The organism is Paenibacillus graminis, from assembly GCF_000758705.1.
Lineage (GTDB): Bacteria > Bacillota > Bacilli > Paenibacillales > Paenibacillaceae > Paenibacillus_AQ > Paenibacillus_AQ graminis.
Genome location: NZ_CP009287.1, coordinates 6,124,155 through 6,150,911 on the forward strand (window position 1 = coordinate 6,124,155; position 26,757 = coordinate 6,150,911).

At 45.4% G+C, this 26,757-nt stretch carries 23 protein-coding genes; 10 read left to right on the forward strand and 13 right to left on the reverse strand.

The window, feature by feature from the left end; translation table 11 throughout:
- Nucleotides 1-284: 284 nt before the first annotated feature.
- Nucleotides 285-851 carry a GbsR/MarR family transcriptional regulator gene (locus PGRAT_RS26425; protein ID WP_025706352.1) on the reverse strand — a complete coding sequence of 189 codons (567 nt, stop codon included), beginning with the start codon at nucleotides 849-851 and terminating at the stop codon, nucleotides 285-287.
- 220 nt (nucleotides 852-1,071) lie between these two features.
- Here PGRAT_RS26425 and PGRAT_RS26430 point away from each other — a divergent pair, with 220 nt between their 5' ends.
- The 6 genes from PGRAT_RS26430 (at nucleotide 1,072) to PGRAT_RS26455 (ending at nucleotide 7,002) form a co-directional block, all read left to right on the forward strand.
- Nucleotides 1,072-1,953, forward strand: coding sequence for a carbohydrate ABC transporter permease (locus tag PGRAT_RS26430; RefSeq protein WP_025706353.1), 882 nt, complete (start codon nucleotides 1,072-1,074; stop codon nucleotides 1,951-1,953).
- A 32-nt stretch (nucleotides 1,954-1,985) separates the two neighbouring features.
- Nucleotides 1,986-2,828 (forward strand): carbohydrate ABC transporter permease, encoded by an 843-nt coding sequence (locus PGRAT_RS26435; protein WP_025706354.1) that lies wholly within the window; start codon nucleotides 1,986-1,988, stop codon nucleotides 2,826-2,828.
- Between the two features lie 34 nt (nucleotides 2,829-2,862).
- Entirely contained in the window at nucleotides 2,863-4,209 is a 1,347-nt protein-coding gene (locus PGRAT_RS26440) for an ABC transporter substrate-binding protein (RefSeq protein WP_025706355.1), read from the forward strand.
- A 214-nt stretch (nucleotides 4,210-4,423) separates the two neighbouring features.
- A complete protein-coding gene (locus PGRAT_RS31950) occupies nucleotides 4,424-5,497 on the forward strand; it encodes an HAD family hydrolase (protein ID WP_052415736.1) in 1,074 nt (357 codons plus the stop codon).
- Nucleotides 5,494-5,835, forward strand: coding sequence for a DMT family transporter (locus tag PGRAT_RS26450; RefSeq protein WP_025706096.1), 342 nt, complete (start codon nucleotides 5,494-5,496; stop codon nucleotides 5,833-5,835). The genes PGRAT_RS31950 and PGRAT_RS26450 overlap by 4 nt, the downstream gene beginning before the upstream one ends.
- Before the next feature lie 138 nt (nucleotides 5,836-5,973).
- On the forward strand, nucleotides 5,974-7,002 hold the full coding sequence (locus PGRAT_RS26455; RefSeq protein WP_025706097.1) for a metallophosphoesterase family protein: 1,029 nt from the start codon (nucleotides 5,974-5,976) through the stop codon (nucleotides 7,000-7,002).
- 94 nt (nucleotides 7,003-7,096) lie between these two features.
- Here the strand turns inward: PGRAT_RS26455 and PGRAT_RS26460 are convergent, their stop codons facing one another.
- From PGRAT_RS26460 to PGRAT_RS26485, 7 genes are all read right to left on the reverse strand, one after another.
- Nucleotides 7,097-9,595: an ABC transporter permease gene (locus PGRAT_RS26460; RefSeq protein WP_025706098.1), complete on the reverse strand. Its 2,499-nt coding sequence runs from the start codon at nucleotides 9,593-9,595 to the stop codon at nucleotides 7,097-7,099.
- A gap of 44 nt (nucleotides 9,596-9,639) precedes the next feature.
- Nucleotides 9,640-11,334 (reverse strand): ABC transporter ATP-binding protein, encoded by a 1,695-nt coding sequence (locus PGRAT_RS26465; RefSeq protein ID WP_238326819.1) that lies wholly within the window; start codon nucleotides 11,332-11,334, stop codon nucleotides 9,640-9,642.
- Complete coding sequence (locus PGRAT_RS26470; protein WP_025706100.1) at nucleotides 11,294-12,328, reverse strand: S8 family serine peptidase; 1,035 nt, start codon at nucleotides 12,326-12,328, stop codon at nucleotides 11,294-11,296. Before PGRAT_RS26470 ends, PGRAT_RS26465 begins: the two co-directional genes overlap by 41 nt.
- 123 nt (nucleotides 12,329-12,451) lie before the next feature.
- Entirely contained in the window at nucleotides 12,452-12,631 is a 180-nt protein-coding gene (locus PGRAT_RS26475; RefSeq protein ID WP_025706102.1) for a hypothetical protein, read from the reverse strand.
- A gap of 42 nt (nucleotides 12,632-12,673) precedes the next feature.
- Nucleotides 12,674-12,853, reverse strand: a complete 180-nt coding sequence (locus PGRAT_RS32740; RefSeq protein ID WP_081758855.1) for a hypothetical protein — start codon at nucleotides 12,851-12,853, stop codon at nucleotides 12,674-12,676.
- A 59-nt stretch (nucleotides 12,854-12,912) separates the two neighbouring features.
- Nucleotides 12,913-13,944, reverse strand: coding sequence for a radical SAM/SPASM domain-containing protein (locus PGRAT_RS26480; RefSeq protein ID WP_025706103.1), 1,032 nt, complete (start codon nucleotides 13,942-13,944; stop codon nucleotides 12,913-12,915).
- 29 nt (nucleotides 13,945-13,973) lie between these two features.
- Nucleotides 13,974-15,218, reverse strand: a complete 1,245-nt coding sequence (locus PGRAT_RS26485) for a radical SAM/SPASM domain-containing protein (protein ID WP_025706104.1) — start codon at nucleotides 15,216-15,218, stop codon at nucleotides 13,974-13,976.
- Nucleotides 15,219-15,548: 330 nt separating this feature from the next.
- Between PGRAT_RS26485 and PGRAT_RS26490 the strand changes: the two genes are divergently transcribed.
- The 4 genes from PGRAT_RS26490 (at nucleotide 15,549) to PGRAT_RS26505 (ending at nucleotide 20,596) form a co-directional block, all read left to right on the forward strand.
- Nucleotides 15,549-16,235, forward strand: a complete 687-nt coding sequence (locus PGRAT_RS26490; protein ID WP_025706105.1) for a response regulator transcription factor — start codon at nucleotides 15,549-15,551, stop codon at nucleotides 16,233-16,235.
- Complete coding sequence (locus tag PGRAT_RS26495) at nucleotides 16,232-17,269, forward strand: sensor histidine kinase (protein ID WP_025706106.1); 1,038 nt, start codon at nucleotides 16,232-16,234, stop codon at nucleotides 17,267-17,269. Before PGRAT_RS26490 ends, PGRAT_RS26495 begins: the two co-directional genes overlap by 4 nt.
- A 97-nt stretch (nucleotides 17,270-17,366) precedes the next feature.
- Nucleotides 17,367-18,062 carry an ABC transporter ATP-binding protein gene (locus PGRAT_RS26500; RefSeq protein ID WP_025706107.1) on the forward strand — a complete coding sequence of 232 codons (696 nt, stop codon included), beginning with the start codon at nucleotides 17,367-17,369 and terminating at the stop codon, nucleotides 18,060-18,062.
- The gene (locus PGRAT_RS26505) at nucleotides 18,062-20,596 is read left to right on the forward strand and encodes an ABC transporter permease (RefSeq protein ID WP_025706108.1); all 2,535 of its coding nucleotides are present in this window, start codon (nucleotides 18,062-18,064) and stop codon (nucleotides 20,594-20,596) included. The genes PGRAT_RS26500 and PGRAT_RS26505 overlap by 1 nt, the downstream gene beginning before the upstream one ends.
- A 137-nt stretch (nucleotides 20,597-20,733) precedes the next feature.
- Here PGRAT_RS26505 and PGRAT_RS26510 read toward each other — a convergent pair whose 3' ends face one another.
- The 5 genes from PGRAT_RS26510 to PGRAT_RS26530 form a co-directional block, all read right to left on the reverse strand.
- Nucleotides 20,734-21,579: a MetQ/NlpA family ABC transporter substrate-binding protein gene (locus PGRAT_RS26510; protein WP_025706109.1), complete on the reverse strand. Its 846-nt coding sequence runs from the start codon at nucleotides 21,577-21,579 to the stop codon at nucleotides 20,734-20,736.
- A gap of 69 nt (nucleotides 21,580-21,648) precedes the next feature.
- Nucleotides 21,649-22,311, reverse strand: a complete 663-nt coding sequence (locus PGRAT_RS26515; protein ID WP_042267470.1) for a methionine ABC transporter permease — start codon at nucleotides 22,309-22,311, stop codon at nucleotides 21,649-21,651.
- Nucleotides 22,304-23,065, reverse strand: coding sequence for a methionine ABC transporter ATP-binding protein (locus PGRAT_RS26520; RefSeq protein ID WP_025707794.1), 762 nt, complete (start codon nucleotides 23,063-23,065; stop codon nucleotides 22,304-22,306). Before PGRAT_RS26520 ends, PGRAT_RS26515 begins: the two co-directional genes overlap by 8 nt.
- A gap of 984 nt (nucleotides 23,066-24,049) precedes the next feature.
- A complete protein-coding gene (locus PGRAT_RS26525; protein WP_042267472.1) occupies nucleotides 24,050-25,462 on the reverse strand; it encodes an ADP-ribosylglycohydrolase family protein in 1,413 nt (470 codons plus the stop codon).
- Between the two features lie 3 nt (nucleotides 25,463-25,465).
- Complete coding sequence (locus PGRAT_RS26530) at nucleotides 25,466-26,422, reverse strand: nucleoside hydrolase (RefSeq protein ID WP_025708519.1); 957 nt, start codon at nucleotides 26,420-26,422, stop codon at nucleotides 25,466-25,468.
- Nucleotides 26,423-26,757: the final 335 nt, after the last annotated feature.

Sequence of the window (26,757 nt, forward strand, 5' to 3'; positions counted from 1 at the left end):
AGCATAGCCACTTTGTACCGAACAACGCAACGGCGGGATTGCTTGGAAACAACGGCAGGATTGCCGTTGTTGAGCGTTCGCGGGCCGCTTTGGCCACAAACAACGGCAGATACGCCGTTGTTCAGCCCCCGCGGGCCGCTTTGGCCGGTTTGTTCAGCGCACGCAGGCTGATTACTCACAAAGCTCAACCTTATATGGCTCACTTACCACAGAGTTGTCGCAGTGCTGCCGCACAGTTTCCCGCTTACCCGCAGCATAACTGCCGCACAGTTCCGGCTCAGCCTTTACTCCCTGCCGGGCAGCCCGGCCCCGCCGAAGAACTCCCCTTCCTCCAGTCCCGACACAAACCGCTGCAGCCAGGCATAATATTCAACCGCATGCTGGAGCTTGTCCAGATCCCGCAGGCAGGCCTGCCGCTCCTCTTCGGGTGTGTCTGCCGCCCGGGACAGCGCCTGAAGCTCAGGCATCACCGTGCCCATCGCCTCCTGCATGACATCGATTTCCCGCTGAAGCTTAAGGGTGAAGAAGTTTTTGAATGCCTGAAAAAAATCCGTTTCAGCAACATACAGCTCTTTCCGCTCGCGTTTCTCTTCCAGCCTGGTCACCATCCGGGAAGCGATCAGGGAGCGGACACCGTAGCTCATATTGCTTTTACTCATATTCATGACCTGCTTCATCTCCTCCAGCGTCATCGGCTGGTCCTCAAAGAACATAATCCCGTAGAGCTGCCCAAAGGAATAATTGGCCCCATACAGATCCATCGTCTGCGCTATCGCGTCAATCATCGGACGCAGCAGCTGCTCCCTTGGTGATAAATGCTGGTTGTCCCCGCCAAATGTGGCCTGTTTCATTCGCTGCACCTTCACTCTTTTTTAGAATCGTTCCCTCTACATTACACAATACTGAAGCTTCGTTGCAGCTTTTCTGCAAATTTTACACAATTTCCGAACGATGTTTACCTCCGCTTGACCATAGAGCCGTGGCATGAGTGTACAATTTTTTTTGAACAGAGAGCTTTCCTCTGCATTATACCGCAAAACAAAGCTGATGGAATGGGGTATCGGAACAAAAATGACACGCTCAAAGGTTATTAGCGGTTTGAAGCCCGTGCTGTTCACGCTGCCGGCGATGGTACCGTTCGTTCTGTTCTGGCTGGCGCCGCTGTTGTATGTGCTGTATCTCAGCTTCACGGAATGGGATTTTATGAGTCCGGAGAAAACTTTTGTCGGATTACAAAATTATGCTGACCTCTTCAGCAATCCGGCCTTTTACAAATCACTGAAAGTAACCGTGCTTTTCTGTGCGGGCAGTGTGCTGCCGATCATCCTGCTGGGGCTTGGGCTTGCGCTCCTGATGAACCGCAAGCTGAAAGGCTCCGCAATCTATCAGGTGCTGCTGTTCTCGCCATGGGTCACGCCAACCGTCGCTGTATCCATTGTCTGGTCGTGGATCTATGAGCCTGAGGTCGGCCTTGCCAATACCGTGCTTGATGTCCTCGGACTCGAAAGAATCGGCTGGCTGCAGGACCCCAAATGGGCGCTTGCGGGAGTCCTTCTGGTGACCATCTGGAAATCCGTGGGCTGGGCGATGATCTTTTATCTGGTGGCGCTGCGGAATGTGCCTTCAGATCTGCTTGAAGCGGGGGACCTTGATGGCGCAAGCGCGGTGCAGAAGTTCTTTCGCATCACCCTGCCGCTGATCTCGCCAACCACCCTGTTTCTGTTCGTGGTCCAGCTTATCCAGGCGCTTCAGGCCTACGATCAGATCAATGTGCTGACCCAAGGGGGCCCCTCCGGCTCCACCCGCACGCTGCTGTATCTGTATTATCAGTCCGCCTTCGAATCCTTTCAGATCGGAGAGGCTTCCAGTGTAGCTGTCGTTCTTGTCATCCTCTGCATGCTGCTGTCCGTATTCTCCTTCGGCGTCAGCAAGCGGACTACGCATTATCAATAATCCTTACATTTTGCAAAAGGAGGTCTCACCGCTTGCGTATACTCACAAGGCTGGGCGGCCCGGTCCGCCATCTATTTTTTGCCGCGCTTGCCCTGCTGATGGCTTTTCCTTTCTATTGGATGGTCACCAGCGCGCTGAAAACCAATGATGAAATCTGGCGCTCCCCGCCCACGCTCTGGCCTGAAGTGCCGCTCTGGGGCAATTTTGCCGCAGCCTGGAATGAGGCCCCGTTCGCAAGATACATGGGCAACAGTATTTTCGTCGCCACTTCCATCGTCATTCTGCAGATCATCAATTCCGGCATGATGGCTTATGCGCTGACACATATGAAATTCCGCCTGAAGGGCCTTTTTGCCGGAGTCATTCTATTTGGATATATGGTTCCGGCTACGGCAGTTTACCTGCCCGGCTATCTTGTGCTGTCCGAGCTGCATCTGCTGAATTCCTATGCCGGCCTGATTCTCTCCAACTGTGTAAGCATCTTTGCGATCTTTCTGATCAGGCAAGCGTTCCTGCAGGTCTCGCATGAGCTGGTGGAGGCTGGTGAAGTGGACGGCGCCTCACACATGCGGATTCTGTGGACGGTGCTGGTGCCGGTTACGAGGTCATCCTTTGCCGTGCTGGCGCTGATTACCTTCATTGATCAGTACAACAATTATTTCTGGCCGATGCTGATTACCAAGAATCCTGACCTACAGTTAGTCTCGGCCGGCCTGCGCAGCTTTTTCGTGGAAGGGGGTGCATACGGATTACAATGGCCGCTAATCATGGCCGCCAGCGCCTTCACCATCGCCCCGCTGCTGCTTGTCTTCCTGCTGGCGCAGAAAACGATTATGCAAAGTGTCAATATGACGGCAGGTTCAAGTAAAGGCTGAAATCTTACATTTATGAACAAAGAGGAGAATGATGATGAACGTATTAAAAAGGTTGCCTCTGGTATCCATGATTGCCGGACTCACACTGCTCACAGCTTGCGGCGGAAATTCCGCTTCTGACAACGTTACGGCGGGAGGCGGTGCCTCCGCAGCTCCTGCGGCAGACGCCGCTCCAGCACAAGACAAACCGGTAACGATTGAATTCTGGTATGGACTCGGCGGCAAGCTAGGCGAAAATATGGAATCGCTCATCCAAAAATTCAACGCCTCGCAGCAGGAGGTCATCGTCAAAGGTATTGTGCAGGCCGACTACAGTGAAACCGAACAGAAGCTTCAGGCGGCCATTGCTACAGGACAGGTTCCTGCAGCCGTGCTCTCCTCCAATATGGACTGGGCGCGCAAGGGGTATTTTGCTCCGATGGATGAGCTGATTGCCCAGCAGCCGGATTTTAATAAAGAGGATTTTGTCCAGACCTTCCTGAAGCAGGGCCAGGTTGACGGCAAGCAGTATTTCCTTCCGATGTACGGAACGACCCAGGTTATGTATTACCGTAAGGACGCTTTTGAGAAAAACGGGATTGATGCCAGCCAGCTGAAGACTTGGGAGGACCTCGCCGCAGCCGCTAAGAAAATGACCGTCCAAAACGGCGGCAAAACAACCTTCTTCGGCTGGGAGCCGATGTGGGGCTCCGGCAACATGATTGATGCTGTGATGAGCAAGGGCGGCAGCATTCTTAGCGAGGATGGAACGAAAGTAACCATTGACTCTCCTGAGTGGGTAGAGACCTGGGACCTGTTCCGCAAATGGATTCATGAGGACAAGATCATGCGCATTCACTCCGGCGGACAAGGCTGGGAGTACTGGTACAAAACCATTGATGATGTGATGAAAGGCCAGGCGGCAGGCTACACCGGCTCCAGCGGCGACCAGGGTGATCTGGATTTCAGCATCGTCTCCGCGATGGAGCAGCCGGGCTGGGCTGGAACGGGTGAAGGGAAACCGGTGGCAGAAGCGCTTATGGCCGGCATTCCGGCCAAGGCCGGAGATGCCGAGAAGCAGGCTGCTATGAAGTGGCTGGCCTACTTCACGAATTCCGAGAACACCGCCTTCTGGTCGATTAACACGGGATATATTTCTGTCCGCCAATCTGCGCTGAAAGATCCGGCATTCGTCTCGTTCAGCGAGACCAATCCGCAGATCAAAGTTCCGTTGATGCAGGCATCCCACGCCTCCGCCCCGTTCCAGGACCCTACCGGGGGCAAAATCAGCGATGCGCTGAAAATCGCTGCCGACAAGGTGCAGATTGAGAATACCCCGGCGGCAGAAGCGCTTAAGGAAGCACAGCAAACGGCCCAGGCTGCGCTGGATAAGGTGAAATAAGCGGCAAACTTCGTATCAAGTGAACCGGCTTCGCCGTCCTTTAAAGGACGGTAGCCGTTTCAGCGAGAAATAGAAGGATAATTTATAGCGTGAAGCATATAAATTTTTATATTTTCAGAAAAGGGAAGCTTTGCTGTCCTGCCTTAAGGACGCGGCTTCCCTAACTACACAAATAATTCATGACGTGAATTATTCAATCGAAGGGGGCGGCAGCATGCCTGAGCTCATCACACCGCAAGGGAAGCATTCCATATCTGCAATCCTGTTCGACAAGGACGGCACGCTGCTTCAGTTCATCTCCCTCTGGGGAAGCTGGAGCGAGTGTTTCCTGGAACAGTTCACCTGTCAGCTGGCAGGGCGCGGCCTTGAATTCCCGGTTCAGCACCGGGCCTCCTTACTGGGGACCGTTCACGATGCCGGGGGAAGAATTACCGGCTATGACCGGAATGGCCCCTTGGCCATGGGAACGATGAGCGACCTGTACGCTATCCTGTCCTGGCAGGGCTACCTGCTCGGCTTGTCCTGGGCCGAATCCATGGAACTGGTGGAGCTCTGCCGCCAGGAAGCGGATGCGCTGCTGGAGCGGAGCCGGCCAGTGCTCCCCCTTCCCGGTCTGCTCCGCTTCCTGGACCAATGTGCAGCCAGTGGTGTAGCCCTCGCCGTAGTAACCGCCGATGAAACGGCAGCGGCGGAGAATCACCTCCGCTGGCTTGGCATCCGCGGGTATTTCTCCGCCGTTATTGGCACGGATCAGGTTGAACGGGGCAAGCCATTCCCCGATATGGCGCTGCTGGCCTGTGAGCAGCTGGGCGTACAGCCTGCCGAGGCCGCCGTAATTGGGGATACGAACGGCGATATGCGAATGGCCAAAGCTGCCGGGGCGGCTGTGGCCGTTGGGATTGCCGGCACGGCTAGCGTCGCTGCAGCTGACCGTGGAATTTCCGGCGTGACGGGTACAGTGGTGGATACCGGAGTTACCGGTGCGGCGGACCCTGTGACGGGGATTACTAACGCGGCGGGTACAGGCGCGTATGGCGTGATTACAGACGCGGTGAACACGGCTGGGTATGGCACGATTATGGACACGGTGGACACAGCGGCGAATGGCGGGATTATGGACACGGTGGACACAGCGGTGAATGGCGGGATTATGGACACGTTGGACACAGCGGCGAATGATGGGATTACTAACGCGGGGAACGCAGTAGCGGCACGCTATCTTTTGCCCGATGCTGATTGTATTGTGAAGTCCTATGCAGAGCTAAGCATCGGAAGGAATGCAAGATGAGGGCCGAAGGCGTGTGGGCCTGGATTTTTCTGGCACTGGCGATTCTGTTCGAGCTGTCCGGAACCATCTCTATGAAAATATCCCATGGCTTCACCCGGCTCTGGCCCTCTTTACTGATGTTCCTGTTCTACGGGATCAGCTTCACCTCACTGAATGTGGCGCTCACCTCCATCAAGGTCGGGGTAGCTTATGCGGTATGGTCAGGCGCGGGAATCATCCTGATTTCCCTGGTGGGTGCGGTATACTTCGGGGAGCGGCTGACCCTGTCCTCCCTCTTGTGGGTAACCGTAATCGTGGCCGGAATTGTAGGCCTGAACATTAGTGCCAAGGGGCATTAATAAAGTTAACAGGATAACGGCGCCCCTCTCCAACCGATCTGCTCCCTGAACCGGGCCATTCAAGACGAAATGGCTGAAAATGTAACAGAGTCGCTTTTTATTCAGTTGATCATGTAATCCAAGGAGGCTTTTTCGCGAATGAGTACAAACGAATCCGGCGGACAACAGCCGCTGCTCACCTTCCAAATCATCACAGATACCCATGTCACCGCCGATCCATCGCATGAGTATAATCTGAATTTTGAGCGGGCGCTGCACGATCTGGCTCTTCATGCCCAGGGCAGCAGCGGAATTATGCATATTGGGGACATTACGGATCATGGATTTCCGGAAGAATACGAGGAAGTCCAGCGCATTCTGCAGCTGCATCAGGCAGCACTCCCGGAGATCCGTTACACCTTAGGGAATCATGACGTGGGCCTCGGCCACTGGGAATCCCGCCTGGCGATGTACACTTCCCGCATGGGAATGCCCGGCCCCTATCATGACCACTGGATCGGCGGGTATCATTTTATTTTCCTTGGAACAGAGGAAGGTTTGCCGACGTTCTGTAATCTGTCAGTCGAGCAGCTCCGGTGGCTGGACCGGAAGCTTGGAGAGCGGGCGGCGGCCGATCGGGAGCTTGGCTGGCAGGTCGCGAATCCTCCTGAGCTTGCCGGGCAGACGGTGGTTGAGCACGGGTCTGGAAAGCGGCCAGTGAGCAGTCAGGCATTTGACTACAATGCAGCGCAAGAACAGCCCGTATTTTTGTTCCTGCACCAGCCGCTGAAGGATACAGTAGCAGGTTCGCTCGAATCACAGGAGTGGTACGGGGTGACACAGGATAAGGAACTGCGGGCCATCCTGTCCAAGTATCCGCAGACGCTTCTCTTCACCGGCCATACCCATTGGGAGCTTGAGGTCGGCAACACTATGTATCCCGGCAACGGAGAGACGGCAACTATGTTTAATGCCGCTTCTGTCGCTTATCTTTGGACTAACGCGGATGAGCACAAGACCGGCAGCCAAGGGTATTATGTGGAAGTCTACAGCGATAAAGTGCTCGTCCGGGGACGGGACTTCACTACGGGGAGCTGGATTGAATCGGCGCAGTATGAGGTGGTTACGCTTGAATGTACACGCCATCACTCCAAGCCTAAATGTACGCATATTCATGCCGGTCTGTAAGAATAGCCTTATTTTCTTTCTCCCATAATTACTATAACAGGCGCAACCAAGCAGCGATCCCCTGTGACCAGTGGAATGGCTGCTTGGTTATCTACTATCCGGCTTCCCTTAGCTGCTCTACAATGCTTTCATGAGAACGAAGTCTGTATAGTAAGCGGGGAAGTGCACCGCAGAGCAGAAAAATAATTACTTCGCACAGCAGCAGTGGAAGTACAGGATAAGAAAATACACCATACTCCATATTCTCTCGGAAGGTACTGAAACTCAGATAGTTGATTCCGCTCCCGACTGTTAGAGTTAGCGCAAGGCTCAGTAACGCGTACCATATTCCCTCATAAGTAATTAGCTGTTTTATTTGCCTTTTGGTGGCGCCGACGGATTCAAGGATAGCCAATTCCTGTTTCCTGGACATAACACTAACCAGCATAGTATTTGCAAAATTCAAAATCCCAATACTACCTAGAATGATGATAACTATTATAGAAAAATTTGAAAATGAGTGTTTCAAGTCGTCAAATGCTTTAGCCTGTTCAATTTTCGAGGTGCGGGAGATACTATTATCACCGCTTGTAAGCAATGTAACTGCATCCAAAACATCCTTCTCTTTCCCTTTTTGTGCATCGATTTTCAGAGAGTATATTACAGAATTTGGATGATAGTTATTGATAACATTATTCGATACAATTAACCATGGAGCAGCTCCACTATTCATTGCATCCCGCTCGAATGTTATCTGACCACCAATCTTCACTTCAAAGGTCTTATCCTGGTCAATCAAAGTAAATGGTATTTTTGATCCTATTGAAATTCCATTACCATTTAGATCTGTTACCAGTGCTATTTCCCCTTTCGAAAAAGCCTCTAAGTCGATGGGATTATCTGTTGTCTGGTTGTATTCTTCCAGCTTTTTATCATCAATACCAATCAACAATCCCCAGAATTGTGTTTTTGCATTCTTCTCATAGAGTGTTTTATCTCTTAACTCTTCATTCATACTCTTACGAAAATCATTAGAAATACGTAGCCACTCGCTATAATTTTTATCTGAGTAGTGTTGGTATATCGAGACCACTGTTGTCTTTTCGGTTTTGCGAATACCATCAACAGCTGAAATTTTTGTCAACAGTTCAGGTGTAAGGTGTTGTTCTTCAGTTGGGGAAAAAGATGCCCTCGTCATGTGATTATAAAGTGCGATGTCATATTTAACTTCTGCATTAATATATTCCTCTACGCTAAAGGATTTCAGGAATGTCGTAAGTACCAAAAGCATAGTACTGCTCAGGAAAAGCGTCAAAACGACGATAAACACTCTTTTTTTATTGCGCAGTATATTTTTTAATGCCATATAAGGAATTTTCGCACCCTGTCTGCTCCTTGAATTATAGTTTCCATGTTCCAACGGGGTGAATTTCAATGCCTCAATCGGTGATATATTCCCCGCTTTTCTAGCAGGTGCTCTGTAACTTATAAATAGCGTCATTGACGAAGTAGCAAAAGCAGCCAACAATATCCATGAATTGAATTGAGCATCAATGGAGGAGACCCTGCTAAATGAAGACAAAGCAAGCGGAACAATGTATGCTGACAAACCCCACCCGAACAATATTCCCACAGGTATTGCAACTGATGCTGTTTTAAGTGCGTTGAAATACACAATCCTTTTTATCTGTTTAGAGGTTGTTCCAAGCGTTTTTAGCATTCCATAAAACCGAACATCCTGCGTAATAGATATATTAGCAACGTTGTAAATAATCAAGTATCCATCGAACATAAAAAATATGACAGCAAAAAATGCAATGAAAAAGTCCTTTATACTCATGTTTAATTTACCATCATAGGATGGTATCAAATTTTGACTTTTATCCAAATGAATCAAAGACCGAACTTGATTTACTTTATCCTGGTAATGGCTGGTATTTTTAAAATGTAGTCCGATTAAGTTAGGGGTTTCTTGAGGATATTCATCAATAAATGTTTCAGAAAAATAAACAATTCTCTTGTTTTCGGAACTGATGTTTGCCGTATCCTCATAAAAACCGGCGAGTATATAGGGTTGCGTCTGAACTTCAGCATCGCCGCCTATTTTGATATCTTTTATGGCGACTGACAGACGTATCTCCATTCCAACCTTTGGTTTCGGATATCCCAGTCTGCTAAGTAACCAGGTGGACATCATGATTTCGTCTTTCCCCTCTGGATAGGTGCCCCACATATGGTCCATTAGTGGTTTGCTAAATTTCCCCCAATTGGTTACAGAGAGCATATCTACATTGATACCTGCTTGTCCTTGATTCCCAACAAGTGACCCCAAAACATATTGAATGTTCATTTTGGGCTGCAAAATATCCATGTTCTCGAGAAGGGTTATCTGTTCTTGTGTAGGACGGCTTATAATAACATTAGCGTTTGTTCCTATTTCTTTCAAATCCTGATTTGTAGATATTTGTTGATAATTATACAATGTGCTGCAAGCAATCGTAATCAAAACCGTAGAAAGAATGATGGCACATGCCAACACAATGTTTCTGGTTCGGTTTGCTCTATAATATCTTTTCGATACTTTGTCAATGACCGCTGTCTGATTAATTCGCACCCTATCATCCCCTAGTCAGTTCTAATCTCTCTTGAGTCCCACTATTATGTTGTGTATAACTTATAATAAAACTCTTCCTCTTTCATTAACTGTTGATGGGTCCCTTGCTCTATTATTTTGCCTCCCTTTAGGACAGAAATGATATCGGCATGTTTAATTGTAGACAAACGATGAGCAATCATTATTATTGTTTTCCCGCTGAAGAGCGATAATATTTGCTGTGTAATTTCATTTTCTGTATTATTATCCAGCATGGAAGTTGCTTCATCAAATATCATAATGGGTGAATCTTTGAATATTGCTCTTGCTATAGCTAAACGCTGCTTTTCTCCTCCTGATAAACGAATGCCATTTTCCCCTATGATTGTATTCCATCCATCCTTGAAACTATTAACTAAATCAAATATATTTGCTCCTTTTAACGCTCTTATTACTTGTTGATCAGTGACATTCGCTTTGTCTAAAACGATATTGTTATAAATACTGTCATTAAGAAGAAAAATATTTTGACTTACAATACTAATCTGATCTCTCAGACTTTCAATTCTATATTCAGAAATTTGTCGGCCGTCGATTGTAATCTTCCCTGAATTTGCATCCCATAGTCTAAATATAAGGTTTATAACAGTAGTCTTCCCTGCTCCACTTGGACCAACAATCGCATGGGTTGTTCCTCTGGTAATTGTAAATGAAGCATCAGATAAAATTTCAGTTTGATGGTAACCAAAGTTCACATTTTCAAACTTTATTTCTCTAGAAAATTCACAACTAAATTTGCCATCATCTTTAATAGAATTCTCCTGTGTTAGAAGGGTATTTATTCTGTTCCAAGATACAAAACTCGATGCGAGCTCTGTACTTATATTGGATAAATTTATTACGGGTGAGACTAATCTTTGAGTATAAATCTGAAAACTAAAAAGCTCCCCAATAGTCATCAATCCTCTGATAACATTGAATCCACCCCATCCAACAATAGTAACCATTATGATCGAACTTATAAAATTCATTAGTGAATGATACTTGACCATCGCCAATGATGTATTTATTTTAGCAGTTGTGAAACTATCTTCATTTCGCTTGATTTTTTTGTTTTGAAACTGCACAAGACCATTATTTATAAAATTCATTAAATTAATAATAAATTCTTGCAGGGAACCCTGTAACTGTATAACAGAATTCCTACTATCTATTGTAGCTAATTCTATTTTTTTATTGGATATTCTCTGTTGAAAAACTACCAGTATGATTATTCCAATTACGACTATAGACATCATGATTTGTAATCTCAAAATAAGAAAGAGTACTCCAATTATCTTGATTAAATTATGGGCTGTTGTTAATATTTGTCTCGATAATATATCTGATATACTTTCAACATCTTGAACAACAAGAGTTAGTAAATCACTACTTCCCGCAGTAGTATAAAATTCACCTGATTGTTTACTAATGGAGTTTAAACATTCCCCTCGCAATTTTAAGGTGATTCTTCTTTCCAACTTTACAGTTAATTTCTGTGAAACTATCATGCTAATACTCCCTATAATACACATGAGTACTATTATTATTATAAAGTAGCATAGGGACTTGAAATCCTTATCAGGTATTGAGTCATCGATGATTTGCGAGATAAAATATGGGGTTAAAAGAGATTCCAGCGTGTTAATTAATAGACATACACCTATTGGAAGATAGTAACTACGTGACCCTTCCGTGTATTTCCATATATTCAATATCATTCTTAACTGTCTTATTTCTAACACCCCTTAGTGTGTTATAAATAGAATTAATTGATTGCAACATAAATGGCTTTATTTGATGCAATTCTATTCTTGTTCCAAACTCTTGTTCCAATTCCAGCAATAATGGAATAACAATTTCGGGCAGCATTATCCCCATTTCAAATAGATTATCCGATGCATTCAAGGAATTTTCTTCTATAGTTCTACCTACACTTATACTTGCTAAAGCAATCGCTTCATAAATTTTTTGGTAATGAGTGTTCCATTCAATATTGCCGTTATTTGTTTTATTGCCATACGAAAATATTGCTGAGTCTATATCTTCTTCCAACCACGAGGTTTTTGTGCAGTTTGTTGAAAGATTATTATAAATATCATTTATATCTAAAATTTCTTTTGACGAGATAGCTTTAGCTACTAGGCCTGAGCCTACAGCAGCAGCTTTGCTATTACCCGAGAACATAAAATATTTCCCGAGTTCTGGGTTTGTAAAAACAGGTGTCAAATCTGTTATAAGTTGTATCGATTCATTGGCATTAAACCAAAATTCATTGGGTGAAGAGAATAATGTTCCTCTAACCCCTATAACGGAGTTAAAAATGGCCGGTTCGCTTCTCTCATAACGATTTCTTACTGCAGAAATCACAATTTTATTCTGCTTTAATAGTTTTTTACACACTTCTTCAATTTCAAAATTCTCATTATCCAGCAACGAAAGGCTTAAATTGATAATATTACAATTAATTGTAAGACAATATTCAAGTGCATTTCTTAATATATCTGAACTAGTAAATCCCTCGGAATCTAAAACAGAAATGGAAATCAATCTTATGTTAGTGCAAATGGATTTAATCACCAAAGCGCATGCTGTTCCATGTCCTAAACTATCGCTTTCCTTACCATCCTTTTGAAAAGAAATAAAGTCTATCAGACAATCTCCAAAGAGGTCTGCCCTGATACCAGAATCAATGATTACTACAATAGGTTCCATTAAGCGTAGACTCCTATGCTTAGATATTTTCAAACCACCACTTTTCCAATTAATGAATAGGAAAGGTGGTGGTTTTATATAATAAAATAAATCCCACGTGTTAATCAAAAGAATTAGTACAATTTAACGAAACCAATTACCCTTTGGGGTATAAATAGTGTCATAAATCACACATCCTGATGTGTTCGCATCGGTTTTGCCGACCAATTTATTATGTTCGGTGCAATCATCGTCACAACCTTGCCCTTGAACATTTAACTGATTGATTTTAATTGGATTCTTAATTTTTTGTACAGTTAGCATTTTTAGAATTCTCCTTCCTATTAAGTTTATTGTTTTAAATCATCAGTGCCACGGATTCCAACGAGGGGTTGGTTGGATTGTAGACCAACAACCCCCTGCATTACCTTCAGATGCTGTTTTTCCAGCCCAAACTTTTACATCACAATCTTCCTTGCATCCTGCCCCTTGTGCTTCTACATTTGAAGAAATCGAAATTTTGTTTAGAATTTTATTAACTTTCATCGATGATAATCCTCCTCTCAATTTTAAATAGTTTACGTGGGATTTACTCTACTAACATTTTAAAAAGCTTTTATTACCTCTTCAGAATATAATGCTGATTGGACAAATATATGCTCTATACAACACTGAGTCCCAGAAGGTAAATTAAAATCTCCTGTTTTTACCTTATTAATAATTTTACATCTGGTTGTAGTACAGTAATGATATCTTTCACAACCGATACACTCTTCAATTTCTTGATGATCTTCAGCATGTATCATTTTCAATTTTTTCTCATCAATTCCATCTAATACGCTGCCAATACAAAATTCCTTTATTCCATTTACAATGATGCATGGATAAATATCTCCATTGACGTCAATCGTTAAAGTCTCTATGCCGCCATCACAAACAGAATTTCTAGTCTTCATTGGAGCATCATTTATAAATCCAACATCGGGCATACTGTGTAAATCTTTATTACTATATAAATAAGCAGTTATGCGTTTACACTGAGTCAAAAATATTTCAAGTGATTGTTCATTCCATTTTGAATCAAATTCATCAGGAGTTGGCATTATATTGGTGAACCCCATTTCAATAAGTTCCATTACTCCTTGATACAAGTCTGAAACATTTGAACTGTTCACAGTCATTCTTGCGACTGTATCCGGTCTTTTGTCTAACAACCTCAATGCATTCTTTTTGACTAATTCAAATGATCCAAGCTGGTTTTTATAGACTCTATTTTTATCATGTGCCTCTTTTGTACCATCAATACTGATAGAAATATTATCGTACTCTTCCGATAGGAGCTCTAAAATACTATCGTTCATTATCGTCCCATTGGTGGTGATAGAGAACTTTGTCTGAGGGATTTTTTCTTTGATTTGTTTTATAAATGATTGGATTTTGGTGTGAACCAATAATGGTTCTCCTCCGTGAGTCACTATGGTTAGGTCATGATCCCCCACTTTTCTCATATGCTCTGACACAAAGCAACTGATTCTATCAAGTGTCTCATGGGAAATCTCACTTGTATTTTTTTCCCCCTCATAACAATAACTACATCTCAAGTTACAATCTCTTGTAAAAAAAATGGTCACATTCATTTAGATCACCTCCTCTAAATCTTTCACTCCTATGCCCATACCGACTGTAAATAGCGCTTCATGCCCGCACACCGTTGGTCAAAATCTTCTTGGGACTCAAAATCCACCATCTGATGAATACAACTCCAACAAAAATAGTTAACGTTACAGGTTTTACACTTTTCCATGTTATCAGGCTCGTATTTTAGAAGGCTCTTGCTCAAAAAATCCTTATTATCTAATACCAAACATTCTTCCAAAGACTCTATTCCCATAATGTTTCCAAGTCTGTGTTCAGGTTCAATGAATAAATTGCACGGAAATATACTTCCATCACTTTCAATTGTCAGTGTTTTACAACCTGCAGCACAAGAACAAGTGTAGAAATTCCGATTTCCTTTTTCATTCTTATACGCCAAGGGTACAACCTCTTCTTGTTGTTCAGAGAATGAAGTTGTAAGCAGCCTTTTGTTTTTTTCAGCTTGTCCAACAAAACTCAGTGCTCTTAGAATCCCCTTACAGCCGAGTCTTTCATTGAGTTCAAAAAAATCATCTACATAATTTTGATTATTAGCGCTTACTATCATTGATGTCGTTATTTGATCAAACTTATTTTCTTTTAGAAGATTTATAGCAGATACAACTTTTTTAAAAACACCTTTTCCTCTAACTATTGAACAAGTTTCTTCGTTAACCCCGTCTAAGCTAATATCTATACTATTTACTGAAGGGAGGATATATTTAATATTTTTTTCATTTATTAATGTTCCATTGGTCATTAAAGAAACATGACCGGCGTAATTACCTCTTAAATATGTGATTATTTCTTTGAAATCCGTTCTGACTAGTGCTTCACCGCCCGTAATTGTTATACCTTCTGGATTTGCAGCGATGATCTTATCCAGAGCAGAGATAATTTCCTCTGTTGTGAAATTTTCTTTTGAAGAGCAAGTATCAACATTGACCATACAATGCTTACAATGCAGGTTACATCGATTTGAAATTGCAAAGCTAACATCATGCAGCCGCTGACGTGGCATCTGAAAACCCAATACTTCCATATCAACTAAAGATTGAACCACTTCTGACATATAGCTACGATCTTCATCATCGGCCATCGCATCCATTAACGTACCAAAACTATATTTATGTTGATTACATTCTTCCAGCGTTTCTTGACATACTCTCGGAACCTTTATCCATTTGCGATTTAACCTGTTAAAAATAATAGAAAATTCACCATTAAATAGAAATTTTGCATTTGGGGAAAAGCTTATTTTTTCTTGTCTTTCCAAAATTCCTCACTCCTTTACAGATGTTTTGAAGCTTGAATAAACCCTTAGAACTAGGAAACAGAAAAAAATATATACGTTGATTCTCTCTTAAAGGAACTGACACATATGACATTATAACAACGGGAATATATTGCATCCTTCTTTCATCACCCATAATAATCCAAATAAATACTTTTTTATGTAAAATAAATCGTTTACATTTACATTTTTTGTTGATATATTAAATAATCTTCGATATATATATTTAATGGAATTAATTTCACACTAGAATTTTCTTTAAAATAAATGTTTGAAGAGTATAATTATTCCATCAAAGTGAGGAGGCATTACATGAAAAGCATACTTATCATTGAAGATGACCACAGCCTTAATAAAGGGATTGCCCTTACCCTTGCACAGAATAATTTCACAATTAAACAAGCTTGGGATCTGGGCACAGCAAAGCAGATTATGGCTAATCATAAAATTGATCTTATTATTCTGGATATCAACCTGCCAGATGGAAGTGGACTTGATTATTGTGAACAAGTTAGAAAAAATTCACGAGTACCTGTTATTTTTCTGACCGCAAACGATATGGAGTCTGACATTGTAACAGGTTTCCAACTGGGAGCAGATGATTATATCACTAAACCTTTTAGCTTAATGGTTCTACGGGCCAGGGTAATAGCCGTTCTGAAAAGAACAGATCCTTTTAGCGAAGACACGTTCGTAATCGATTCTTTATTCTTCAATTTTGGTAAAATGGAATATTACAAACGTGAACGTCCATTATTACTTAGTAAGAGTGAGCAAAAACTGCTGAAGATTTTAGTAGCTAACACGGGCATTATATTAACCAGGGAGCAGTTAATCGACAATATCTGGTCTAAGGAAGCTGAGTTTGTCGACGAAAATGCACTAAGCGTAGCAATCAAACGGCTGAGGGCCAAAATTGAGGATGAACCCACCGCACCAAAGTATATTAAAACAGTATATGGTTTGGGGTATATGTGGGCGGGAGGACACCAACCATGAAGAAGAGAAATAAAAATCCCTCCCGTCTGAATCCGGTTAACATTATATTTGCAATCCTCTTTGTTCTTCTAGTTTCCGCCTATACTATTAGAATTATGTATTTGACGGGACTCAATTTCATAATATTCACCCCCTCTTTCTTCTTTGTAGTAAGCATGTTACTACTTGGTACTGCTTGGATAAGGATATGGAATAGCCGCTTAGCGAAATACATGCAGACTTTGGATGCTGCAATTGAAGCAGCTATTCATGAACAGAGACCACTCAGCATTTTTGAAGAGACGGCAATGTCCTCCATGGAATATAAACTTCTGCGGTACATTAGCATGGTTAAAGCAAATGAACAAAAAATTGAAAGGGAGAAAAATACGATAAAAGAACTGATTTCAGATATTTCCCATCAGACTAAAACTCCAATTTCCAATATAATTATCTACACCCAATTGCTAGAAGAAGTTGTAGAGATGGACGAGAATTCGCTGAATTATGTGAGACATATTAAGACACAATCGGATAAACTGGATTGGCTGATCCGGTCTCTGATCAAACTATCGCGATTGGAAACAGGAATAATTTCTCTGCAAATTGAAACAAAGCCGGTCATGCACACGATCACCAAGGCACTCTCCCAAGTGTATGCTCAGGCTGAAAGCAAACATATCGAAATTCAAATTGACTGCGGACCTAATGTCACCGCCTGTCACGATGTTAAGTGGACAAGCGAAGCGCTATTCAACTTGTTGGAGAATGCTGTGAAATACACAAGACCGTCAGGCTGCATACATATTACTGTTGAAAAGTATGAGATGTTCACATGCCTGAATATTTCAGATACCGGAATTGGGATCAACAAGGAGGAACTTCCCCATATTTTCAAGCGGTTTTATCGCGGACAACAGGCACGTGAAGCTGAAGGAGTCGGTATTGGACTGTTTTTGGCACGGGAAATCATTATCGCACAAGGTGGCCATATCAAAGTACTTTCAGAGGCTGGAAGAGGAACTGTTTTCTCGCTCTTCTTACCCCACCTGTGAATCTGTCAAAACTGTTAGATTTCAGACACTGCCCTGTAAGATTAATTTGATACTTTTATAGAGCGGATAAAAAGATCCTAATGGAGGAGAGAAAGATATGCATATATTACATATAGAAAATTTAAAGAAACATTATGGAAAAGGCGGAACCATTGTTAAGGCGTTGGATGGTGTCTCAATGACGGTGGAGCAGGGGGAGTTTGTAGCCATCGTCGGAACCAGCGGAAGTGGAAAAAGTACTCTTCTGCACATGCTGGGTGGTCTAGACCGAGCAACAGAAGGTAAAGTTTACGTGGATGGAAATGATATCTTTACGATGGATGATGAAAAATTGACTATTTTCCGGCGAAGATCGGTTGGCTTTGTCTTCCAGAACTACAATCTGGTGCCCATCCTGAATGTGCTTGAGAATATTGTATTGCCCATTGAACTAGACGGTGGGGAAATAGACAAAGATTATCTCGATCTGGTCATACGTACTTTGGGATTGCAGGAAAAGCTGAACAACCTGCCCTCCAATCTGTCCGGCGGTCAGCAGCAGAGGGTGGCGATTGCCAGAGCTTTAGCCACCAAACCATCAATCATTCTGGCGGATGAGCCTACTGGCAACCTTGATAGCAAAACCAGTCAGGAAGTTCTCATTCTTCTTAAGCAGATGAGTGAGAAGTTTAACCAGACGATTGTGATGATAACGCATAATGAGCAAATTGCCCAGACAGCGGATAGAATCATCCGAATTGAAGATGGGATCATCGTTTCCGGCAATTCCCGCAATCCCGGGGTGAACCATTAATGCTCAGCACAAACAATCGTAAGACAATCTCCTTTTTAGCTAAAAAAAGCCTAAAATCGAATTTATCACGTAATTTGGCTGTCATCAGTGCAATTGTGCTTACAACACTTCTGATTACTGCCGTATTAACCATGACCCTCAGTATCAATAAATCCATAGAGCTTGCAGCGATGAAAACCAGTGGTAGTGATTATCATGGGAGTTTTAAATACTTAAACTCAACCGAACTCAAGAAACTACAAAGCCACCCTTCCATCAAAGAATACGGAAGCTCTCTTACTGTGGGAGAAATATCCACCCCTGTATTCAAGAACAATCGTGTAGAGGTTCTACGTATTGACAAAAATAATGCCAAACATTCATTTATCCAATTTATAGAGGGTGGTCTACCCATCAAAGAGAATGAAATTGTCTTGAACACTTGGGCACTTGAAAAGCTTGGAGCACAGCATAAATTGGGTCAAGTTGTGAAGTTGGACATTGATACCGGGGAAAAGACGATTACACAAGATTTCATAATCTCAGGATATTATGAAGCGGACAAAAACTTGGCAATGTCGGGATTGGCTTTTGTCTCAGAAGCATTTACTAAAAAATACATTTCTCAAATTAACCCAGAGATATCCAAAGAAAAGGGCTCATATGTGAACACCTCACAGTTGAATATAATGTTTGACAACTCATTTAATATTGAGAAGAAACTAAATAAAATTTTGACGGATACCGGACTGAATGTGCCCTACGGTGTAAATCCTGCATATACCAGTGCAAGTCTATTCGAAGACCTGATGAATATCATTCCTTTTGCAGTCGTCATTCTGATCACAATGCTCAGCGGTTATTTGCTCATTTACAATATCTTTTATATTTCTGTCGTACGGGATGTGAAATTCTACGGATTGCTAAAGACCATTGGTACTACCCCTAGGCAGTTGAAAAGACTTATATCCATTCAGGCCCGCTGGCTCTATATAATTGCCCTGCCATTTGGGATGGCGCTTGGCTTTTTACTAGGTCTCTTGGTTGTCCCTATGATTAGTTCGCTTTCAAGCGCTCCCTCGAATATTGCTTATTCCAACAGTCCTTGGATTTTCATAGGGGCAGCCATCTTCTCGTATATAACCGTATGGATTGCATCCAACAAGCCGGGCCGAATGGCCTCACAGATTTCACCAGTAGAGGCTGTCAAATTTTCGGAAGTCAGCGGCTTAGGTAAGAAAAAATCCAAGAAATCGAAACACGGAGCGAAGCTTGCTACCATGGCATTTTCCAATGTATTCAGAAATAAGAAAAAACTGATTCTAATGCTCTCTTCACTTTCTCTTAGTGTGGTTTTATTCAGTACAATTTTTACAATTATTTCTTCTTTAGATGTTAATAAATATCTAGGTTCTTTTATTGCCGGTGATCTGATGGTTCAAAATGAAGTTCTGGTCAGTATCTCAGGAGAACGTGCCGGTGATCCATACAAACTTTCAGAGGAACTATCAAACACTCTAAGTAAGATTGACGGAGTAAAGAGTGCAGATAAGGTTTACTATAGATATGAATTAAAACCATTTGATGATCCTATCCGGTCAATTCTTACTCCATTAGCCCTTGGTGCTTCCGGGGACTCTGATATCGCCTCCACTATGAACAGGGGAGTTATCCCCATCGATCTGTATGGAGTAGATTCCGGATGGTATAGCCTAGTGAACAAAGATATTACCGAAGGGAAATTTAACAAGGAGCAGTTTGATTCCGGAAAATATATTTTAGTCTCAAATGCCTATTTCCGCGATGATTCGAAAAAAAACACTTATTATCACCCAGGAGACAACATATCATTTCCTGATTTGGGGAAAAGTTTTGAAGTGATGGCTCTGGTAAATTCAGATGCTTTGTATGCTGCAACAACAAAACATTATTCTTTATTTGGCTTCAACGCCTTCCTTCCCGCTTCGGAGTTGCAGAAGGAACTACCCGTAGGCAGCGATCCAGCCAAGATCGTTTCCGTCACATTGGACACCGATCCAACTAAACTGGATTCTGTCGAGAAAACGGCCAAGACTTTGACAGATGCTACCGATGAGCTAACTTTAAAATCAAGAGATGATTACAAAGCGGAACTCCGCGGATTTATACATATTTTTCAAAACATAGGATATGGCCTTAGCTTAGTCATTGCTCTTATCGGCGTGCTCAATTACATTAACACTGTGCTAACTGGGGTCATCTCACGCAGAAATGAATTTGCTGTGCTGGAAAGTATCGGCATGACTAAAAAACAGCTAAAACTCATGTTGGTATATGAAGGACTTTACAATGTTCTACTCACTCTCCTAATTACTTCAACATTAGGTGTATTGGTAACTTATAATATTTCTAAAAGTATCTCAGCCGTCATAGAATTTACTGTATTTCATATGAAGTGGCAACCGTTTGTTATCATTATCCCCATTCTGGCAGGTACTGTGTGTATAGTGACCATGTATGCTTACAGATTCTTGGCCAAATCAACCATCGTCGAACGGCTAAGACAATTGGAATAATGCTCCTGTGAAATCAGAAGATGAATTACGAACAAAAAAGACGACTTTCATTTTTTATTCCCAAATGAAGTATCGTCTTTTTGTTTTCCTTTTTACTTGACGTATGCCAATTTAGCCTCGTTCCCTAATAACTACTGTTAAAACGCAGGCAGCGCAATCTCCGCATAGTTGTCCTCAAGGAACTTCTTCACTTCCGGGCCGCTGATGCGCTTCGCCAGCTTTTGGATGGCGTCGGAATCCTTGTTGTCCTCGCGGGCTACCAGGCTGATGGTGAATTCGGAGTCGTTCCCTTCGGTGATCAGCGCGTCCTTCTTCGGTGTCAGCCCAAGCGGGCTGGCATACGCCGGAGTCATTGCCACCAGGTCGGCGTCATCCAGCATGCGGGCCAGCATCAGCAGGTCAACTTCCTGGAACTTGAACTTTTTGGCGTTCTCGGTGATGTCGGCCTGGGTCGCTTGAATACCTGCGCCTTCCTTCAGCTTAATCAGTCCGGCCTTGGCGAACATTTGCAGCGAGCGTCCGATATTAGAGGGATCATTCGCCATGACCAGCGTCGCACCTTCCGGCAGATCGGCGATTGCCTTATAACGTTTGGAATAACCGCCGTAGATCGCATCATATACAGGCTGCACCTCTACCAGCTTGGAGCCCTTGCTGGCATTGAACTGCTCCATGTAAGGAACGTGCTGGAAAAAGTTCGCGTCCACTTCCTTATTAGCCAGCGCCTCGTTGGGCTGGACATTATCAGACAGAATGACGACATCCATGTCCACGCCGTCTTCCTTGAGCAGCGGCTTCACGATTTCAAGGATATCGGTCATCGGCGGAATGAGCGAGGCTACTTTAATTTTGACTGGTTCGGTGGCGTTTGCTGCCGGTGCAGCAGCTTCCGGTGTGCTTTCGGCCTCCTTGTTGTTTCCGCAGCCTGCGGCAATCATGACCAAAACGAGCAGCATAAGTGTATATTTCAACGATTTTTTCATTTGTGCAGTGAACCCCCATTTTTATATTGTTGTTGTTCTCTTGCTCATAAGCCTAAGACTCCCCGGTCACTAGCGTTTATCCAGCAGCCTTGCCAAGGTGCTTCCGGCAAACTGGATGATTTGCACCAGCAGTATCATTACGAGAATCGCGTAGACCATGACTTCAGTCTCAAAACGCTGATACCCGTAACGGATGGCGAAATCGCCAACCCCTCCCCCGCCGACTACACCCATCACTGTTGAAAAGGAAATGAAGCTGATGGCCGAAGCCGTCAGTCCAAGCACCAGGCCCGAACGTGCCTCCACATACAGAAACTTGAAGACCAGTCCAGCCTTTGAGGCTCCCATAGACAGTGCAGCTTCAATGGTACCTTTTGGGACCTCCAGTAAGGACTGCTCCACCAGCCGTGAGTAATAAGCGATAGCGACAATGGACAGCGGCACGGCAGCCGCCATAGTCCCGATGGCCGTACCCACCAGGAAGCGTGTGAAGGGAATCAATGCAACCACCAGCAGCAGGAAGGGAAAAGACCGGACCACGTTGACAATGCTGTTCAGTACAAGCGACAGCGTCTTGTTCTCATAGAGCTGGCCCTTGCGGCAAAAATACAAAACAGTCCCCAGCGGAAGCCCGAGCAGCACTGCCGCGCCTATCGAAATGCCGACCATGACAAAAGTTTCCCCGATGGCCTGCCACATCTGATCCTGGTATTTCAGCATGCTCTCAAACATGGGCCTTCCCCGCTTTGCCTGTAATCCGCTCACGATAGCTCCCCGCATGGCCTTCCGGTGCCAGAAAACCGCCGTCTCCGCGGGAAAAGGAATCGACAATCCGTCCGCCTTCCATGACAGATACATCGGTGCAGATCTTCCGCACAACATCCAGCTCATGCGTTACGATGACTACTGTTACCCCCAGCGCATCATTAATATGCTGGAGCACACCAAGGATATCGGCCGTTGTCCCAGGGTCAAGCGCGGAGGTTGGTTCGTCGCACAGCAGCAGCTTTGGGCTGTTCGCCAGTGCCCGGGCTATGGCCACCCGCTGCCGCTGTCCCCCGCTGAGCTGGGCGGGATATTGGTCTGCTTTGCCCTCCAGCCCGACAAACTGCAGGCATTCCCGGACCCGCTCCATCCGTCCGCTGCGCGGCGCTCCGGCCAGCTCCAGCGGAATGGCCACATTCCGGCTGACGGTGGCATTGCCCACCAGATTGAACTGCTGAAAGATCATACCGATCTTCTGCCGTTCCTTGCGCAGCAGCTTCTCCGGCATTCCCGTCAGCAGTCTGCCGTCTAGTGTCACGGTGCCTGCGTCCGGACGTTCCAGCAGATTGATCAGCCGCAGCATTGTAGATTTCCCCGCGCCGCTGGCTCCGATAATCCCGTGAATGGCACCTGCACGAACGTTGAGAGATACATTGTTAACCGCGCAATACCGGCCTTCTTTCAGGTTGAAGCTTTTGCTTACTCCACTCAGTGCCAGAATATGAAGCCCCCCTTCCAGACTGCCTGGACTTCCCCAGACTGCAGCACTTAGATTCGCAGCAAAGTGTATTACAATTATTTAAAAACTGTTTTATTAAAAATCTCTTTAAATAATAAGGTATTTTTTTGGCTGTGTCATCATTTTTCTGAAAATGATATATCAAGGTTGTGGAAGCATTGTCCGTAAAAGAGCAGCCTTCTTTCCCAGAATGATTCACAAAGCTGTTCCCATACATACATTGCCTAAGCCATCTTTGTAAAAATGATTCCTCAGAACTTCAGCCCGCCAGCAAAAACACTAATTCGCAGCTTTAGCAGCACTGCAGCAGGACTATAGCAGGACACAAGCAGAACCGGCTTTGCCGTCCATTAAAAGGACGTTAACAGTTCAGCGGGTAATATAAGGATGATTTGTGGTGTGAAACATATAAATCCTTATATTTTGAACAAAACGGCACGCCGTCCTTGACTGAATAAGGTAGCCGTTATGGTTTTAGTTAGCGTCGCCTGGAGAACCCTGCTGGAGAACCCTGTTTCAAACCTTTAGCAATTCCAAGTGGAAAAAGGGTCACTAATTCAGCTCATTTCGCTCCTGACGAAGGAATATGGCCCAATTAAGTTTCCTTTTTCCACCTAACTCTCATAATTGTGGATTTTGGGGAGAAATAAGTGCCCTTTTTCCAACTAGCACTGCTAACCTGCTTCTTCGCAAACACCCGTTGGAAAAAGGGGATCGAATCCGGCTGCTTTCCAGCCTTCTGAGTGAATCCGCTCGGGGAAGCATAATTTCCTAAGCATGTACAAAACACACTGCTGACCAAGATCAGCGGTGTATTCTTTAAATCCCCGAATTCAGCCTGCACAGCCGTTCAAAAGCAGCCTTCGGCCGGTATCCTAACGTACTAACAGAGAAGTCCGCAGCCGTGAATCAGGCTGCGGACTTCTCTGTTGTACTAAAGATGCTTCGTGCTGTTATGATCTGCTTCTACTTCCGTTGAGACGAATTCCCGTTCTCAAGCTCCGCGCGAATCTTCAGGAACACCTGATAGCTCCGCTCGGCGACCTCTGAAATCGCAATCGGATGGTACCCGGGCAGGTCGGCATACAGCGTGTCATTCAGCGGCGCCGTCCAGCCGGCCGGCAGCTGTGCAGCCCCCAGCTTCGCTCCCATGATGGAGCCGACGGTAGCACCGTTGCAGTCCGTATCCATTCCGGCAGATACCGAAGCCACCACAACCTTCTCAAAATCATCGCCTCCGTACACCAGGGAGGCGGCGACAATGGCGGCATTGTTATTGGTATGCACCGGATCATAATGGCTGAACCGGTCCCACAGCCTGCTGACAAGCTCCCGTTCACTGCCTGCCTTTTGCGCGATTGCAATCCCCTGCAGCACATCACGGGCCAGTCTGCTTGTCTGCGGAATCTCACTCAGTCCGATTTCCACAATGCGCTCGTTATCCAGCCCGGCGAACGCGGCGGAGATCATCGCGGCATAGAACATCTCCCCGTAGATTCCGTTCTTCACATGGGAAAAGGAAGCATCCCGCCAGCCCAGCTCGGCGGCCAGCTCGGGGTAGCCTGCCGCTCCGTAGGCCAGCCCGTCCGCGCGGATGGCTGCGCCAATCCACTCCCGGTACGGGTTGAGGTGCATCCGCACCCGCTCCTGCCGCAGCGGCCAATCTTCCGGCTTCTCGCCGTGCAGGTGGGAGGTTTCGCGGGCAAAATTCATGTAGGCCTGCGTTTCCGCCGTGCATACCTGGCTATACGTCAGATGCCCGTGCCACAGCTTGCCGATATCCCATGAATCCCAGTCCAGCCCCTTCTGCTCCAGCAGCATCAGGCCTAAGACGGTATAGCGGATATCGTCGTCACTCTCCATATAACTGATCTTCTCTCGGGTACTCGTGAACGACCAGCCGCTTAAGCCCAGACCATATTCAGCCTCCGCCCGTGAATGTTCCGGAGTATAGCCGGTAATCGGCCAGGCATCCGCCCCGCGGAACCACAGCTCAATATTTTCCCAGCCCGGACGTCCGTCCTTACCGTATAGATAATCCCAATACTCCAGCGGCTTGCCCAATGCACAGCCCACACTTCTGCCCAGCCAGGCCCCGTAGAAGCGGTCCCTCCACTGCTTGGGAGTCCACTCCACCGCCAGCTTGCGCGGCCCATCCGGACGCAAACGCCGGATCGCCGCGAGATCCGACGGCTCCTCATAAGGGAAGTCTTCAGCCTCGGTGAGTGCCATCAACTCCCGGTACACTTCCATAAGCTTGCCTTCCTCACTTCCAGCAGCAGCAAGCTTCTCTGCCAGGCTGCCGGTCCGGCAGCCTTCCTCTTCACGCTGCAGCAGCTCCAGCCGCACCGTCTCCTGAAGCCGTTCCCAGCCCGCCATCCGCTATTTCTCTCCCGCCGCAAGCCCATGCTCCCGGTCAAGTCTGTCCAGCGAATCAAACAGCAGCTTCATGAAGGCTTCGCGGTCCACTCCGAGCAGTACCTGTGTATTAGCGGCACGGTCCGGCTTCTTTCTCCGGTCGGCTACCGTCATTCCTCTGGTCAGCCGGCCTTCCGTTTCTACCGTAACATGCAGATGCTCCGATTCAAACAGCTCCGGCTGCAGCAGCCAGGCCACTGCACATGGATCATGCAGCGCGCTGCCGATATAGCCCATTTTTTTGCCATAGATCGAATAGAAATCCAGCAGTTCGCCCACCATCACGGACACAGGCCCCCGGGATTTCAGCTCCAGAATTTCCTTTTCAAAAATAGCCGCTTTATCCGTCACATCCAGTCCGCTCATTACAATAGGAATCCCGGATTCAAAGACAATACGCGCCGCTTCGGGGTCCACATAAATATTGAACTCTGCCGTTGCAGTCACATTTCCGTAAGCCAAACCGCCGCCCATTAGCGAAATCTTCTCGATCTTTTCTTTTACTTCGGGATAAGCTGTAATTAAAAGGGCAATATTCGTAAGCGGCGCCGTCGGCACCAGAGTAATTTTCTCTTCCGATGACCGGATGATCTCCAGCATGAATTCTACCGCGCCCTGTTCCACCGGCTTGAACCTGCTGGCCGGAAGCGCAGGGCCGTCCATGCCGGATTCACCGTGCGCTTGTTCTCCGGTTACCAGCTTTCCGAGCAGGGGTGCTGCCGCTCCTTTGGCTACGGGGATGTCGGCATTGACAAAGCTGAGCACTTTGAGCGCATTATCCGTTATTTTATCGAGAATCTGGTTGCCGCCAACCGTGGTAATCCCCCGGATCTCCAGCTGCTCCGGATGAGCCAGCGCAAGCAGAATGGCAATCGCGTCATCATGCCCCGGATCGCAGTCAATAATGATAGGTGTTGGCATCGTTGTCGCTCCCTTGTAGGTTTATCTTTAAAATAAAATGAAATTGAAGCTGCTCCAATTGTGGTGGATCGTCACTGCTTGTCTTTGTATCTATATAAGTTGAACTTTTGTTTTACATTGCGGGGGATGGTCGTCACTGCGGGGAATGCTTGGACTTCCGGCCGCTGTTGTCCCCAGATGTTTCAGAATTGTACACATATAGCGATAACATCCGGAGACAAAGCATAGGCTTACGAAGCCAGCTTTCCTGTGGAAAGCTCCTAGGCGGACGCTGCCGCTCTTCCAGTTCCTAACTTCCCCTCCGCACTTCTACCCTTTTATGAATTCTTTAAGTT

Coding starts and splice junctions, on each gene's coding strand:
- PGRAT_RS26425 (WP_025706352.1), bottom strand. CDS start 851: ATGAAACAGGCCACATTTGGCGGGGACAACCAGCATTTATCACCAAGG.
- PGRAT_RS26430 (WP_025706353.1), top strand. CDS start 1,072: ATGACACGCTCAAAGGTTATTAGCGGTTTGAAGCCCGTGCTGTTCACG.
- PGRAT_RS26440 (WP_025706355.1), top strand. CDS start 2,863: ATGAACGTATTAAAAAGGTTGCCTCTGGTATCCATGATTGCCGGACTC.
- PGRAT_RS31950 (WP_052415736.1), top strand. CDS start 4,424: ATGCCTGAGCTCATCACACCGCAAGGGAAGCATTCCATATCTGCAATC.
- PGRAT_RS26450 (WP_025706096.1), top strand. CDS start 5,494: ATGAGGGCCGAAGGCGTGTGGGCCTGGATTTTTCTGGCACTGGCGATT.
- PGRAT_RS26455 (WP_025706097.1), top strand. CDS start 5,974: ATGAGTACAAACGAATCCGGCGGACAACAGCCGCTGCTCACCTTCCAA.
- PGRAT_RS26465 (WP_238326819.1), bottom strand. CDS start 11,334: ATGATATTGAATATATGGAAATACACGGAAGGGTCACGTAGTTACTAT.
- PGRAT_RS26470 (WP_025706100.1), bottom strand. CDS start 12,328: ATGGAACCTATTGTAGTAATCATTGATTCTGGTATCAGGGCAGACCTC.
- PGRAT_RS26475 (WP_025706102.1), bottom strand. CDS start 12,631: ATGCTAACTGTACAAAAAATTAAGAATCCAATTAAAATCAATCAGTTA.
- PGRAT_RS32740 (WP_081758855.1), bottom strand. CDS start 12,853: ATGAAAGTTAATAAAATTCTAAACAAAATTTCGATTTCTTCAAATGTA.
- PGRAT_RS26480 (WP_025706103.1), bottom strand. CDS start 13,944: ATGAATGTGACCATTTTTTTTACAAGAGATTGTAACTTGAGATGTAGT.
- PGRAT_RS26490 (WP_025706105.1), top strand. CDS start 15,549: ATGAAAAGCATACTTATCATTGAAGATGACCACAGCCTTAATAAAGGG.
- PGRAT_RS26495 (WP_025706106.1), top strand. CDS start 16,232: ATGAAGAAGAGAAATAAAAATCCCTCCCGTCTGAATCCGGTTAACATT.
- PGRAT_RS26500 (WP_025706107.1), top strand. CDS start 17,367: ATGCATATATTACATATAGAAAATTTAAAGAAACATTATGGAAAAGGC.
- PGRAT_RS26505 (WP_025706108.1), top strand. CDS start 18,062: ATGCTCAGCACAAACAATCGTAAGACAATCTCCTTTTTAGCTAAAAAA.
- PGRAT_RS26510 (WP_025706109.1), bottom strand. CDS start 21,579: ATGAAAAAATCGTTGAAATATACACTTATGCTGCTCGTTTTGGTCATG.
- PGRAT_RS26515 (WP_042267470.1), bottom strand. CDS start 22,311: ATGTTTGAGAGCATGCTGAAATACCAGGATCAGATGTGGCAGGCCATC.
- PGRAT_RS26525 (WP_042267472.1), bottom strand. CDS start 25,462: ATGGCGGGCTGGGAACGGCTTCAGGAGACGGTGCGGCTGGAGCTGCTG.
- PGRAT_RS26530 (WP_025708519.1), bottom strand. CDS start 26,422: ATGCCAACACCTATCATTATTGACTGCGATCCGGGGCATGATGACGCG.